This window comes from Pseudomonas sp. GD03875 (assembly GCF_029840585.1).
GTDB lineage: Bacteria > Pseudomonadota > Gammaproteobacteria > Pseudomonadales > Pseudomonadaceae > Aquipseudomonas > Aquipseudomonas paralcaligenes.
In genome coordinates, this window is record NZ_JAOCCV010000019.1 from 49,410 (window position 1) to 63,032 (window position 13,623).

The window sequence follows — 13,623 nt, forward strand, 5'->3', positions numbered from 1 at the left end:
GGAAAAGTGACCTCCCACCCCCATGTCCGATACTCGCTCCGCCTCGCGTTCCTCCCGTAGATGGCTGTTGGTCGTGCTGCTGATCGCCGCCGCTGTTCTGGCCTGGTGGCTGTGGCCCGGCAAGGCCGAGGAGGGGCCGGCGAAGGCCCGCGCGCCGGGCCCCTGGAGCGGTCCGGTGCCGGTGCGCGTGACCAGCGCCACCCGCGGCGATTTCGAGGTCGAGCTGAAGGCGCTGGGCACGGTGACCGCGCTCAACACGGTGAACGTGCGCAGCCGGGTGGACGGCGAGCTGGTCAAGCTGATGTTCGAGGAAGGGCAACTGGTCAAGGCCGGCGACCTGCTGGCGCAGATCGACCCGCGTCCCTACCAGGTGGCGCTGCAGCAGGCCGAGGGCGCCCTGGCGCAGAACCAGGCGCAGCTGAAGAACGCGGAGATCGACCTGGCGCGCTACAAGGGGCTGTTCGCCGAGGACTCCATCGCCAGACAGACCCTGGACACCCAGGAAGCGCTGGTCGGCCAGTACCGGGGCACGGTCAAGAGCAACCAGGCGGCCGTCGCCGAGGCGCGCCTGAACCTGGAATTCACCCGCATCCGCGCGCCCATCGCCGGCCGCCTCGGCCTGCGCCAGGTGGACGTCGGCAACCTGATCACCGCCGGCGACACCACGCCGCTGGTGGTGATCACCCAGGTGCAGCCGATCTCGGTCAACTTCACCCTGGCCGAGAACGAGCTGGCGCCGGTGTTGGCCAAGGTGCGCGACAACCAGAAGCTGAAGGTGGAGGCGCGCGACCGCAGCGAGCAGAACGTGCTGGCCGAGGGCGTGCTGCACAGCCTAGACAACCAGATCGACGTCGCCACCGGCACGGTCAAGCTCAAGGCGCGCTTCGATAACGCCGACGAGAGCCTGTTCCCCAACCAGTTCGTCAACGTGCGCCTGCGCGTGGAGACCCGCCACGACGCGCTGCTGATTCCCTCCGCCGCGCTGCAGTTCGGCTCGCGCGGGACCTTCGTCTATGTGCTCGACCAGAACGACAAGGTCGTGGTGCGCTCGGTCAAGGTGGGCGCCAGCGATGGCGCCACCACCCTGATCAGCGACGGCCTGGAGGAGGGCGAGCGCCTGGTGCTCGAAGGCACCGACCGGCTCAAGGACGGCAGCGAGGTGCAGATCATCGGCGACACCGACGCCACCCAGACCACCCCGCAGGCCCCGGCGAAGACCGGCGCATGAACGCCTCCCGCCTGTTCATCCTGCGGCCGGTCGCCACCACGCTGATCATGGTGGCGATCTTCCTCAGCGGCCTGATCGCCTACCGGTTGCTGCCGGTCTCGGCCCTGCCGGAGGTGGACTACCCGACCATCCGCGTGCTGACCCTGTACCCGGGCGCCAGTCCGGAAGTGATGACCAGCGCGGTGACCGCACCGCTGGAGCGCCAGTTCGGCAAGATGCCGGGCCTGCAGCAGATGTCCTCGACCAGCTCCGGCGGCGCCTCGGTGATCACCCTGCGCTTTACCCTGGAGGTGAACCTCGACGTCGCCGAGCAGGAAGTGCAGGCGGCGATCAACGCGGCGACCAACCTGCTGCCCAACGACCTGCCGGCGCCGCCGGTGTACAACAAGGTCAACCCGGCCGACACGCCGGTGCTGACCCTGGCGATCAGCTCCGAGACCATGCCGCTGACCGAGGTGCACGATCTGGTCGACACGCGCATGGCGCAGAAGATCGCGCAGATCACGGGCGTCGGCCTGGTCAGCCTGGCCGGCGGCCAGCGCAAGGCGGTACGCATCCGCGTCAACCCGCAGGCGCTGGCCAGCCACGGCCTCAACCTGGCCGACGTGCGCGCGCTGATCACCGCATCCAACGTCAACCAGCCCAAGGGCAACTTCGACGGCCCGACCCGGGTCTCGCAGCTGGACGCCAACGACCAGCTGCAGTCGGCCGAGGCCTACCTGGATCTGATCCTCAAGTACGAGAACGGCGCGCCGCTGCGTCTGCGCGACGTCTCGACGATCATCGACGGCGCCGAGAACGAACGCCTGGCGGCCTGGGCCGACCGCACCCAGACGGTGCTGCTGAGCATCCAGCGCCAGCCCGGCGCCAACGTCATCGACGTGGTCGAGCGCATCCAGTCGCTGCTGCCGCAGATCACCGCGTCGATGCCGGCGAACATCGAGGTCAAGCTGCTCACCGACCGCACCCAGACCATCCGCGCCGCGGTGCGCGACGTGCAGTTCGAGCTGGTGCTGGCCATCGGCCTGGTGGTGCTGGTGACCTTCCTGTTCCTGCGCAAGGTGTCGGCCACGATCATTCCGTCCATCGCCGTGCCGCTGTCGCTGATCGGCACCTTCGGCGTGATGTACCTGGCCGGTTTCTCGGTCAACAACCTGACGCTGATGGCGCTGACCATCGCCACCGGCTTCGTGGTCGACGACGCCATCGTCATGCTGGAGAACATCGCCCGCCACCTGGAGGAGGGCGAGACGCCGCTCAACGCCGCGCTCAAGGGCGCGAAGCAGATCGGCTTCACCCTGATCTCGCTGACCTTCTCGCTGATCGCGGTGCTGATCCCGCTGCTGTTCATGGCCGACGTGGTCGGCCGCCTGTTCCGCGAGTTCGCCATCACCCTGGCGGTGGCCATCCTGATTTCCCTGGTGGTGTCGCTGACCCTCACGCCGATGATGTGCGCGCGCCTGCTCAAGCAGGAGAAGGACGAGGACCAGAGCCGCTTCTACCGCGCCAGCGGCGCCTTCATCGACGGCCTGATCGAGCGCTACGCGGTGGGCCTGCGCTGGGTGCTGCGCCACCAGCCGCTGACCCTGCTGGTCGCCCTCGGCACCCTGGCGCTGACCGTGGTGCTGTACCTGGCCGTGCCCAAGGGCTTCTTCCCGGTGCAGGACACCGGCGTGATCCAAGGCATCTCCGAGGCGCCGCAGAGCATTTCCTTCCGCGCCATGAGCGAGCGCCAGCAGCGCCTGAGCGAAGTCATCCTGCGCGATCCGGCGGTGGCCAGCCTGTCGTCCTACATCGGCGTCGACGGCGACAACGCCACCCTCAACAGCGGCCGCCTGCTGATCAACCTCAAGCCCCACGCAGAGCGCGACGTCACCGCCAGCGCGGTGATCGAGCGCCTGCGGCCGGAGCTGGCCAAGGTCGCCGGCATCCAGCTGTTCCTCCAGCCGGTGCAGGACCTGACCATCGAGGACCGGGTCAGCCGCACCCAGTTCCAGTTCAGCCTGGAGTCGCCGGACGCCGCCCTGCTGGAGGAGTGGACGCCCAGGCTGACCGAGGCGCTGAGCGACCAGCCGGAGCTGATCGACGTGGCCAACGACCTGCAGAACCGCGGCCTGCAGGTGTACCTGAGCATCGACCGCGACACCGCCTCGCGCCTGGGGGTGAGCGTCAGCGCCATCGACGACGCGCTGTACGACGCCTTCGGCCAGCGCCAGATTTCCACCATCTATACCCAGGCCAGCCAGTACCGTGTGGTGCTGGAGAGCCAGGACGGCGGCCGCATCGGCCCGCAGGCGCTGCAGCAGATCCACGTCGCCACCGCCGACGGCCAGCAGGTGCCGCTGGCGTCGCTGGCGCGCGTCGACGAGCGCGCTGCGGCGCTGGTGGTCAACCACATCGGCCAGTTCCCGGCGGTGACCATGTCGTTCAACCTGGCCAGCGGCGTGTCGCTGGGCGAGGCCGTAGAGGTCATCGAACAGGTGCAGCGCGACATCGGCATGCCGGCCGGCATCCAGAGCCAGTTCCAGGGCGCCGCCGAGGCGTTCCGCGCATCGCTGTCGAGCACGCTGCTGCTGATCCTGGCGGCCATCGTCACCATGTACATCGTGCTCGGCGTGCTCTACGAGAGCTACATCCACCCGATCACCATCCTCTCGACGCTGCCCTCGGCGGGCGTCGGCGCGCTGCTGGCGCTGCTGCTGACCGGCAACGACCTGGGCCTGATCGCCATCATCGGCATCATCCTGCTGATCGGCATCGTCAAGAAGAACGCGATCATGATGATCGACTTCGCCCTGGAGGCCGAGCGGCACCAGGGCATGACCCCGCAGGAGGCGATCTACCAGGCCGCGCTGCTGCGCTTCCGGCCGATCCTGATGACCACCCTGGCCGCGCTGTTCGGCGCCGTGCCGCTGATGCTGGCCACCGGCTCCGGCGCCGAGCTGCGCCAGCCGCTGGGCCTGGTGATGGTCGGCGGCCTGCTGCTGAGCCAGGTGCTGACGCTGTTCACCACGCCGGTGATCTACCTGTGGTTCGACCGCCTGGCCCGGCGCTTCTCGGGCCGTAGTGCGGCGGGAGTAGCAATATGAGCTTCAAGCTTCAAGCTTCAAGCCACAAGTTAAAGGCAGCCCGCTGCCAGGCTTTTGCTTCTCCCTTGCAGCTTGAAGCTTGTGGCTTGCGGCTGCTCCTATGAACCTCTCCGCGCCCTTCATCGCGCGCCCGGTGGCGACGCTGCTGCTGAGCCTGGCGATCATCCTGCTCGGCGCCGTGAGCTTCGGCCTGCTCTCGGTGGCGCCACTGCCGAAGATGGACTTCCCGGCCATCGTGGTCGACGCCAACCTGCCCGGCGCCAGCCCGCAGATCATGGCGTCGAGCGTGGCCACGCCGCTGGAGCGCTCGCTCGGCAGCATCGCCGGGATCAGCGAGATGACCAGCCGCAGCAGCCAGGGCAATACGCGGATCATCATCCTGTTCGACATCGGCCGCGACGTGGACGCCGCCGCACGCGAGGTGCAGGCGGCCATCAACGCCTCGCGCAACCTGCTGCCCAGCGGCATGCGCAGCATGCCGACCTACCGCAAGTTCAACCCGTCCCAGGCGCCGATCATGGTGCTGTCGCTGACCTCCGACGTGCTCGGCAAGAGCCAGCTGTACGACGTGGCCGCCACCGTGCTGGCGCAGAAGCTGTCGCAGGTCTCGGGCGTCGGCGAGGTGCAGATCGGCGGCAGCTCCCTGCCGGCGGTGCGGGTGGCGCTGGAGCCGCGCCTGCTCGACCAGTACGGCATCGCCCTGGACGAGGTGCGCAACGCCATCGTCCAGGCCAGCGTCGACCGGCCCAAGGGCGCCCTGGAGGACGACCAGCGCCACTGGCAGATCCAGGCCAACGACCAGCTCGACAAGGCCGCCGACTACCGCCCGCTGGTGATCCGCTACCAGAACAACGCGCCGGTGCGCCTGGGCGACGTCGCCCAGGTCGTCGACGGCGTCGAGGACCGCTACAACAGCGGCTTCTACAACGACAACGACTCCGTGCTGATGGTGATCAACCGCCAGCCCGGCGCCAACATCATCGAGACCATCGAGGACATCCGCGCCGAGCTGCCCGGCCTGCAGGCGGTGATCCCGCCCAGCGTGCACCTGGAAGTGGCGATGGACCGCTCGCCGGTGATCCGCGCCACCCTGCACGAGGCCGAGCGCACCCTGCTGATCGCCGTGGGCCTGGTGATCCTGGTGGTGTTCGCCTTCCTCGGCCGCTGGCGCGCCGCGTTGATCCCGGCGCTGGCGGTGCCGGTGTCGCTGGTCGGCACCTTCGCGGTGATGTACCTGCTGGACTTCTCCCTCAACAACCTGTCGCTGATGGCGCTGATCATCGCCACCGGCCTGGTGGTGGACGACGCCATCGTCGTGCTGGAGAACATCTCGCGCCACATCGAGGCCGGCGAGAAGCCGCTGGCGGCGGCCTACAAGGGCTCGAAGGAGGTCGGCTTCACCCTGCTGTCGATGAACCTGTCGCTGGTGGCGGTGTTCCTCTCCATCCTGTTCATGGGCGGCATCGTCGGCAACCTGTTCCGCGAGTTCTCCATCACCCTCACGGCGGCCATCGTCGTCTCGCTGCTGGTGTCGCTGACCCTCACCCCCATGCTCTGCGCGCGCTGGCTGCGCGCGGAGGGCGGCGAGCGCACCCCTGGGCGCGTGCAGCGTGTCGGCGCGCGGGTGCAGGAGCGGGTGGTGGCGGCCTATTCGCGCAGCCTGGACTGGGCGCTGCGTCATTCCCGGCTGACCCTGTTCAGCCTGCTGCTGACCATCGGCTTCAACGTCTACCTGTTCGTCGAAGTGCCCAAGACCTTCATGCCGCAGCAGGACACCGGCCAACTGCTCGGCTTCATCCGCGGCGACGACGGCCTGTCGTTCCAGGTCATGCAGCCGAAGATGGAGATATACCGCCGCGCGCTGCTCAAGGACCCGGCGATCCACAGCGTGGCCGGCTTCATCGGTGGCTCCGGCGGAATCAACAACGCCACCCTGGTGATCCGCCTGAAGCCCATCGACGAGCGCCGGGCGTCCTCCCAGGAGGTCATCGACCGGCTGCGCGAGACCATGCCCAAGGTGCCCGGCGGGCGCCTGATGCTGATGTCCGACCAGGACCTGCAGTTCGGCGGCCGCCAGGGCCGCAGCACCGAGAACGAGTTCGTGCTGCTGGCCAGCGAGCTGAGCGACCTGCGCACCTGGCTGCCCAAGGTGCGCGACGCCCTCGCGGCGCTGCCGGAGCTGACCGACATCGACGCCAACGAAGGCGAGGGCGCCCAGCAGATCAGCCTGGAAATCGACCGCGTCACCGCGCAGCGCCTGGGCGTGGACATGGCCATGGTCACCTCGGTGCTGAACAACGCCTTCAGCCAGCGGCAGATCTCCACCATCTACGACACCCTCAACCAGTACAGCGTGGTGATGGAGATCAACCCGAAGTACGCCCAGTACCCCGAGGCGCTGGACCAGATCCAGCTGATCACCGAGAGCGGCGGGCGCGTGCCGCTGTCCGCCTTCGCCCGCTGGACCCGCAGCCTGGAAGAGGACAGGGTCAACCACCAGGGCCAGTTCGCCGCCGAGAGCATCGGCTACGCCCTGGCCAAGGACGTGACCCAGGAACAGGCCAACCGCGCCATCGCCCGCGCGGTGGCCGAGGTCAACCTGCCCACCGAGGTGCAGGGCGTGCTCGGTGGCACCGGCGGCCAGTTCGAGAAGGAGGCCCAGGGCCAGCCGCTGATGATCCTCACCGCGCTGCTGGTGGTGTACATCGTGCTCGGCATCCTCTACGAGAGCTACATCCACCCGCTGACCATCCTCTCCACCCTGCCGTCGGCCGGCGTCGGCGCGCTGCTGGCGATCCTGATCACCGGCGGCGAGTTCAGCCTGGTCTCGCTGCTCGGCCTGTTCCTGCTGATCGGCGTGGTGAAGAAGAACGCGATCCTGATGATCGACCTGGCCCTGGAGCTGGAACGGGACCTGCGGCTGACGCCCCAGGAGTCGATCCGCCGCGCCTGCCTGCTGCGCTTCCGGCCGATCATGATGACCACCCTGGCCGCGATGCTCGGCGCGCTGCCGCTGCTGCTGGGCCAGGCCGAAGGCGCCGAGATGCGCCAGCCGCTTGGCCTGGCCATCGTCGGCGGCCTGGTGCTCAGCCAGTTGCTCACCCTCTACACCACACCGGTGGTCTACCTGTACCTCGACCGCCTGCGCCACCGGATCAACCGCTGGCGCGGCGTGCGCAGCGACGCCGCCCTGGAAACCCCGCTATGAATCCAATGCCGTTCACTTGTGGCTGCCTCCGTGGGAGCGGCCTTGGCCGCGAAGCTTTGCTGTCCGCCCCGTTCGCGGACAAGTCCGCTCCCACAGGGTTGGCCCAACCACTGGTCGCGTCCGACCATTCCTCATGTGAGCAGCATTACGCGATGAACCCTCTCCACGTAGGGCGGGTGCAACCCGCGCGCTCCTCTCCGTTTCGCCTCGCGGGTTTCACCCGCCCAGCGGCGATCGCCCTGGCGCTGTTGGTCGCCGGCTGCGCCGTCGGCCCGGACTACGGGCGCCCGGACAGCGCGCCATCCCCGGCCTTCAAGCAGGCCGCCGGCTGGAAATCCGCCGCGCCGGCCGACACCGAGCTGCGCGGCGACTGGTGGACGCTCTACGGCGACGCCGAGCTGGACGCGCTGGTGGCGCGCCTCAACGCCAACAACCAGAGCCTGGCCAGCGCCGAGGCCAGCTACCGCCAGGCCCGGGCCCTGGTGCGTGGCGCGCGGGCCGGCTTCTTCCCGACCCTGGGCCTGAACACCGGCGTGACCCGCGCGGGGCAGGGCGGTGGCGACAACACCATCAGCACCTCCGACGGCGTGAGCGTCAGCGGCGCCAATGCCTCGACCGTCTCCAAGAGCTACGAGGCCAGCCTGGGCGTGAGCTGGGAGCTGGACCTGTGGGGCAAGCTGCGCCGCCAGCTGGAGTCGGACCGCGCCGGCCTGGAGGCCAGCGTCGGCGACCTGGCCGCGGTGCGCCTGAGCCAGCAGTCGGAACTGGTGCAGAACTACCTGCAACTGCGGGTGATGGACCAGCAGAAGCGCCTGCTGGAAGAAACCGTGGCGGCCTATCGCCAGGCCTTCCGCATCGCCGAGAACCAGTACCGGGCCGGCATCGTGCCGAAGTCCGACGTGACCCAGGCGCTGACCCAGCTCAAGGGCACCGAAGCCGAGGCGGTCGACCTGGAATACCAGCGCGCCCAGCTGGAGCACGCCATCGCCGTGCTGGTCGGCGTGGCGCCCTCCGAGTTCGAGCTGGCGGTGCGCGACCAGGTGCCGGCGCTGCCGGCCGTGCCGGTCAGCCTGCCGTCGACCCTGCTGGAGCGGCGCCCGGACGTGGCCGCCGCGGAGCGCCGGGTGATCGCCGCCAACGCCCAGATCGGCGTGGCCAAGGCTGCCTACTACCCGGAGCTGAGCCTGTCGGCCACCGGCGGCTACCGCAGCGGCAGCCTGGACAACTGGATCAGCTCGCCCAACCGCTTCTGGTCCATCGGCCCGTCGTTCGCCATGACCCTGTTCGACGGCGGCCTGATCCGCTCCCGGGTCGAGCAGGCCGAGGCCAGCTACGACCAGACCGTGGCCGACTACCGGCAGACGGTGCTGACCAGCTTCCGCGAGGTGGAGGACTATCTGGTGCAGCTGGCCGTGCTGGAGCGCGAGGCGGTGGTGCAGCAGGAGGCCCTCGACGCCGCCCGCGAATCCCTGCGCCTGATGCTCAACCAGTACAAGGCCGGCACCGTGGAGTTCACCGACGTGGTCAGCGTGCAGACCACCGCGCTGTCCAACGAGCGCACCCGCCTGAGCCTGCAGGGCAGCCGGCTGACTGCCAGCGTCCAGCTGATCGCCGCCCTGGGCGGCGGCTGGCCGGGGGTGGCGGAGGAATAGTCAGGGCTTGATGGTCGCCTCGACCCGGACGATCCTGGGCGTGCCGTCGATCAGGTGCACGCTGGCGGTTTCCTGCATGCCGGTGGTCATCTCGTGGCCGTTCATCGACAGCGTCTCGCGGGTGCGGTCCCTGACTGTCGCGCTCTGGCCGTCCTCGGCGATCTCGATGGACTCGATGTCCACCTCCATGCGGTAGCTGTCCGGCGCGCTCCAGCCCTGCTTCAGCAACTGGCGGTACTGCTCCGCGTCGAGTTCCACACTGCCCTGGGGGGCAGAGATGTGGATACGCACGTCGTCGCTCATGTGCGCCAGGGTGGCGTCGATGTCCCGCTGCGTGGCAGCGGCGGCCACATCGTCGTACAGCGCGCGGATGCTGGCCTCGGTCAGGGTGGCGTCGGCATGGGCGAACGGGGCGAGCAGGCAGAGCAGGGACAGCGCGAGCTTGTTCATCGACCTTCCTCGGAAACGCCTTCGACATGAAGGCCTGCCGCGGATGCTAGCGGCATCGCCCCGGGGAAAGGAACCCCGACCGGTTCGCGTTTTTGACGACACCTGGCCGACGCTCAGCAGATCGTGAGTAGGCTCTAGGCGGCTTCCTCCGCCAGCCAGTCCAGCAGCGCCCTGACCGCCGGCCGCCGCTCGCGGCCCGGTACATGGCGCACCCGGTAGCGCGCGCCGGGCAGGCTGATGTCCGCGCGATAGGCGCACAGCAGGCCTTTTTCCAGGCTGTCCGAGACCAGCACCGAGCTGGCCAGCACCAGCCCCTGGCCGGCGATGGCCGCCTGCAGCGCGTAGTGCTCGTCGGGATAGTCGCGGCGCACACTGTGCAGGGGCCAGTCCTCGCCGACGGCGGCGATCCAGTCTTGCCAGTCGGGCAGCTCGGGTTGCGGCGCGGGCCAGGCGACGCCGATCAGCTCCGTCGCGCCTGCCGGCAGGCGCTGCACCAGCGCGGGCGTACCGTAGGCAGCGAAGCATTCTTCCATCAGCGGGATTTCCAGCAGCTGCGGGTGTTCGCCGAAGCCGCAGCGGATGGCCAGGTCGAGGCTGGAGTCGCGTTGCAGGTCGACCAGGGTGTTGCTGGTCTCGATGCGCACGCGGATGCCGGGATGGCGCCGGTAGAAGCGGCCCAGGCGCGGGATCAGCCAGAGTGCGGCGAACGCCGGCGTGGCGCTCAGGCTGAGGCTGTCGTCGTGCTGCACCGGGCGCAGAGAGTCGACCGTGCGGCCTATCTCCAGCAAGGCGCCGTGCAGGCCGTCCCGCAGCCGCTCGCCCTCGTCGCTGAGGCGCACGCCGCGGCCCAGGCGCACGAACAACGGCTTGCCCAGCCAGTCCTCCAGGCCGCGGATCTGGTGCGAAACCGCGGTCGGGGTGACGTTCAGTTCCTCGGCGGCCGCCTTGAAACTGCCCAGGCGGGCGGCGGATTCGAAGGTGCGCAGGGCGCTCAGCGGCAGGTGGGAGAACATGGCACTCCAGGTGAATTCTATTCATCTCGCTGCACTATACGTCATTTGTTCCACCGCCCCCGGCTGCCTAGATTGGCGCCCATGAAGACGCCTCGTCCGAGGCCGGCAGCCTGGGGGGAAGATGATGCAAGGGCCACGTCGCAAGATCGCACAGGCGCTGTTGTACGAGCTGGTGGCGATCCTCTTCGTCTCGCCCATGATCGCCTGGTGGTTTGGCGAGAGCATGGTCTACTCGGGCACCCTGGCCATCCTGCTGTCGCTGATCGCGATGGCCTGGAACGTGCTGTTCAACGCCCTGTTCGAGCGCTGGGAGGCGCGTCAGGCCCGGCGCACGCGCAACCTGCGGCGACGCCTGCTGCATGCCGCCGGCTTCGAAGGCGGGCTGGCGATCATCCTCGTGCCGGTGATGGCCTGGTGGCTGGACATCGATGCACTGACCGCGCTGCTGGCGGACCTCGGCCTGCTGGTGTTCTTCTTTTTCTATGCCTTCGTCTTCCAGTGGGCGTTCGACCTGGCGTTCGGCGTGCCGGTGTCGGCCAGCGGTCGAGAAAGTCGGAATGGGTGACTTCGGCTCATGCAAAACAGGCTATGTCCCTGTTAATGGTGGCACACCTTGTGGGAGCGGCCTTGGCCGCGAATTCGCGGCTGAAGCGGTTCGCCGCCCGATCGCTCCTACAAAGCAGATCGGTGCAACAGGTAGAGGGGGACATAGCCGAAAAGCTATGTCCCCGTTAGATGTTGTAGTGCCCTGACACCTTCTGGATCCCCGCCTGCGCGGGGATGACGAGGTAGGGGTGGAATTTCTTCCGAAACCGTCATTCCCGCGCAGGCGGGAATCCAGGGGCAGGCAGCCGCAGTGTTCAGATAGAGGGACTTGGCCGAGCAAAGCGTAGGGTGGGTTAGCCGCTTGCCGGCGTAACCCACCGGCGGTGCCGCGGTCATTGCGGCATCACGATTGGCCGTGACATTCGCGGCCAAGGCCGCTCCCACAAGGTGTGCCACCACTAACGGGGACATAGCCAAAAAAAAGCCCGGCCAGAGGCCGGGCGAGTTGAGCAAGGGGATCAGGCGGTTTCTGCCAGGGATTCGATCTGTTGCTGCGCGGCCACCTCGCCGATCACCAGGATCGCCGGGCTCTTGAGCTGGAAGTCGGCGGCCGCCTGCTGCATGGCGGCCAGGGTGCTGCGGCACTCGCGCTGGTGGGGCAGGGAGGCGTTCTCGATCATCGCCACCGGCATGTCGGCGCGCATGCCGCCGGCCAGCAGGCTGTCGCGCACCTCGGGCAGCTTGGCCACACCCATGTACACCACCAGGGTGGTGCCGCCCTGGGCCAGGGCCTGCCAATTCAGCGTGCTGTCGTCCTGGGTGTGGGCGGTGACCAGGGTCACGCCGCGGGCCACGCCGCGCAGGGTCAGCGGGATGCCGCAGCTGGTGGCGCCGGCCAGGCCGGCGGTGATGCCGTTGACCATCTCCACCTCGACACCGTGCTCGGCCAGCCAGTCGGCTTCCTCGCTGCCGCGGCCGAAGATGCACGGGTCGCCGCCTTTCAGGCGCACCACGCACTTACCCTGGCGGGCATAGCGCAGCATCAGGCGATGGATGAAGTCCTGCGGGGTGGAGCGGCAGCCGCCGCGCTTGCCCACCGGTACTACGCGGGCGCCGGGGCAGTGTTCCAGCACAGCCGGATTGACTAGGTCGTCGATCATCACGATGTCGGCCTGGGCGAGGGCCTTCACCGCCTTGAGGGTTAGCAGCTCCGGGTCGCCGGGGCCGGCGCCCACCAGCCAGACTTTTGCGTTCATGAGATTCTCCTCGGGCTTGTCCGTGGCGCTCTGCGGCGCCTGGGTATTCGATCTGTCTGTTTCAGGCGGAGGCGGCGGAAAAGCCGCTGTCGTCGTACAGCCCGCCGCCGAGCGGCGCGTCGCCTTCGAGCGCCAGCTTGCGGTACAGGCTGCCGACGGGGTCGAAGTGGGCGGGGGTGTCGCCGCTCGCCGTACCCCGGTAGCGGGCGGTGCCGAGCATCGCCAGGTGGTTGGCGCAGACCCGGGCCTGCTCGAACAGCGGGGCCACCAGGCCACAGGCGATGCCGCGATGGCTGACGCATTCGCCGACCGCGTAGATGCGCGGGTCGAAGGTTTGCAGGGTGTCGTCCACCTGGATGCCGTGGTTGCAGGGAATCCCGGCCTTCTCGGCCAGCCCGGTGTTGGGGCGGATGCCGGTGGCCATCACCACCAGGTCGGCGGCGATGCTGTCGCCGCCCTCGAACTGCACGGCGCAGACGCGGCCGGTGCCGTGGTCGAGCAGTTCTTCGGTCTGCTCGCCCAGGCGGAAGCGGATGCCGCGGGCCTCCAGAGCCTGTTGCAGGCGCTTGCTGGCGGCCTGGCCCAGCTGCCGCTCCAGCAGCCAGTCGGCGAGGTGCGCCACGGTCACGTCCATGCCGCGCTGGCGCAGGGCATTGGCCGCCTCCAGGCCGAGCAGGCCGCCGCCGATGACCACCGCGTGGCTGTGGCGGCGGGTGATCTCCAGCATCTTCTCGGTGTCGGCGATGTCGTGGTAGGCGATCACGCCGCCCAGGCGGTTGCCCGGTATCGACAGGATCACGGGGGTGGAGCCGGTGGCGAGGATCAGCCGGTCGTAGTGGGCGCTGCTGCCGTCGTCGGCGAGCACCACGCGCCGCTTGCGGTCGATGCTCACTACCTTGCGCCCCAGACGCAGGTCGATGCCGTGCCCGGCGTACCAGTCGAGGCCGTTGAGCACGATGTCGTCGAAGGTGCGTTCGCCGGCCAGTACCGGCGACAGCAGGATGCGGTTGTAGTTGGGGTGCGGCTCGGCGCCGAACACGGTGATGTCGTACAGGTCCGGGACGAGCCGGAGCAGTTCCTCCAGGGTCCTGACCCCGGCCATGCCGTTGCCCACCATCACCAGTTTGAGTCTGTCCATGTCGCCGTCTCCTGCCTGAACGCGTGAAACCGGATCGCCGGAG

8 protein-coding genes and 1 pseudogene are annotated in these 13,623 nt (G+C 68.7%); 5 read left to right on the forward strand and 4 right to left on the reverse strand.

Features of this window, described 5'->3' with window-relative positions; translation table 11 throughout:
* Positions 1-22: 22 nt before the first annotated feature.
* The 4 genes from N5D30_RS16885 (at position 23) to N5D30_RS16900 (ending at position 9,177) form a co-directional block, all read left to right on the forward strand.
* Entirely contained in the window at positions 23-1,228 is a 1,206-nt protein-coding gene (locus tag N5D30_RS16885) for an MdtA/MuxA family multidrug efflux RND transporter periplasmic adaptor subunit (RefSeq protein ID WP_279909880.1), read from the forward strand.
* A complete protein-coding gene (locus N5D30_RS16890) occupies positions 1,225-4,317 on the forward strand; it encodes an MdtB/MuxB family multidrug efflux RND transporter permease subunit (RefSeq protein ID WP_279909881.1) in 3,093 nt (1,030 codons plus the stop codon). Before N5D30_RS16885 ends, N5D30_RS16890 begins: the two co-directional genes overlap by 4 nt.
* Before the next feature lie 100 nt (positions 4,318-4,417).
* Positions 4,418-7,525, forward strand: coding sequence for an efflux RND transporter permease subunit (locus N5D30_RS16895; RefSeq protein ID WP_279909882.1), 3,108 nt, complete (start codon positions 4,418-4,420; stop codon positions 7,523-7,525).
* Positions 7,526-7,677: 152 nt separating this feature from the next.
* On the forward strand, positions 7,678-9,177 hold the full coding sequence (locus N5D30_RS16900; protein ID WP_279909883.1) for an efflux transporter outer membrane subunit: 1,500 nt from the start codon (positions 7,678-7,680) through the stop codon (positions 9,175-9,177).
* Here the strand turns inward: N5D30_RS16900 and N5D30_RS16905 are convergent, their stop codons facing one another.
* A complete protein-coding gene (locus N5D30_RS16905; RefSeq protein ID WP_279909884.1) occupies positions 9,178-9,627 on the reverse strand; it encodes a nuclear transport factor 2 family protein in 450 nt (149 codons plus the stop codon).
* A gap of 134 nt (positions 9,628-9,761) precedes the next feature.
* Positions 9,762-10,640 carry a LysR substrate-binding domain-containing protein gene (locus N5D30_RS16910; RefSeq protein WP_279909885.1) on the reverse strand — a complete coding sequence of 293 codons (879 nt, stop codon included), beginning with the start codon at positions 10,638-10,640 and terminating at the stop codon, positions 9,762-9,764.
* 124 nt (positions 10,641-10,764) lie between these two features.
* Here N5D30_RS16910 and N5D30_RS16915 point away from each other — a divergent pair, with 124 nt between their 5' ends.
* The gene (locus N5D30_RS16915; RefSeq protein WP_279909909.1) at positions 10,765-11,205 is read left to right on the forward strand and encodes a PACE efflux transporter; all 441 of its coding nucleotides are present in this window, start codon (positions 10,765-10,767) and stop codon (positions 11,203-11,205) included.
* Positions 11,206-11,704: 499 nt separating this feature from the next.
* Here N5D30_RS16915 and cobA read toward each other — a convergent pair whose 3' ends face one another.
* Together cobA and N5D30_RS16925 are read right to left on the reverse strand one after the other, a co-directional pair.
* A complete protein-coding gene (gene cobA / locus N5D30_RS16920) occupies positions 11,705-12,442 on the reverse strand; it encodes a uroporphyrinogen-III C-methyltransferase (protein ID WP_279909886.1) in 738 nt (245 codons plus the stop codon).
* A gap of 85 nt (positions 12,443-12,527) precedes the next feature.
* Positions 12,528-13,580, reverse strand: a pseudogene (locus tag N5D30_RS16925) (FAD-dependent oxidoreductase); the annotation flags it as partial.
* Positions 13,581-13,623 lie beyond the last annotated feature (43 nt).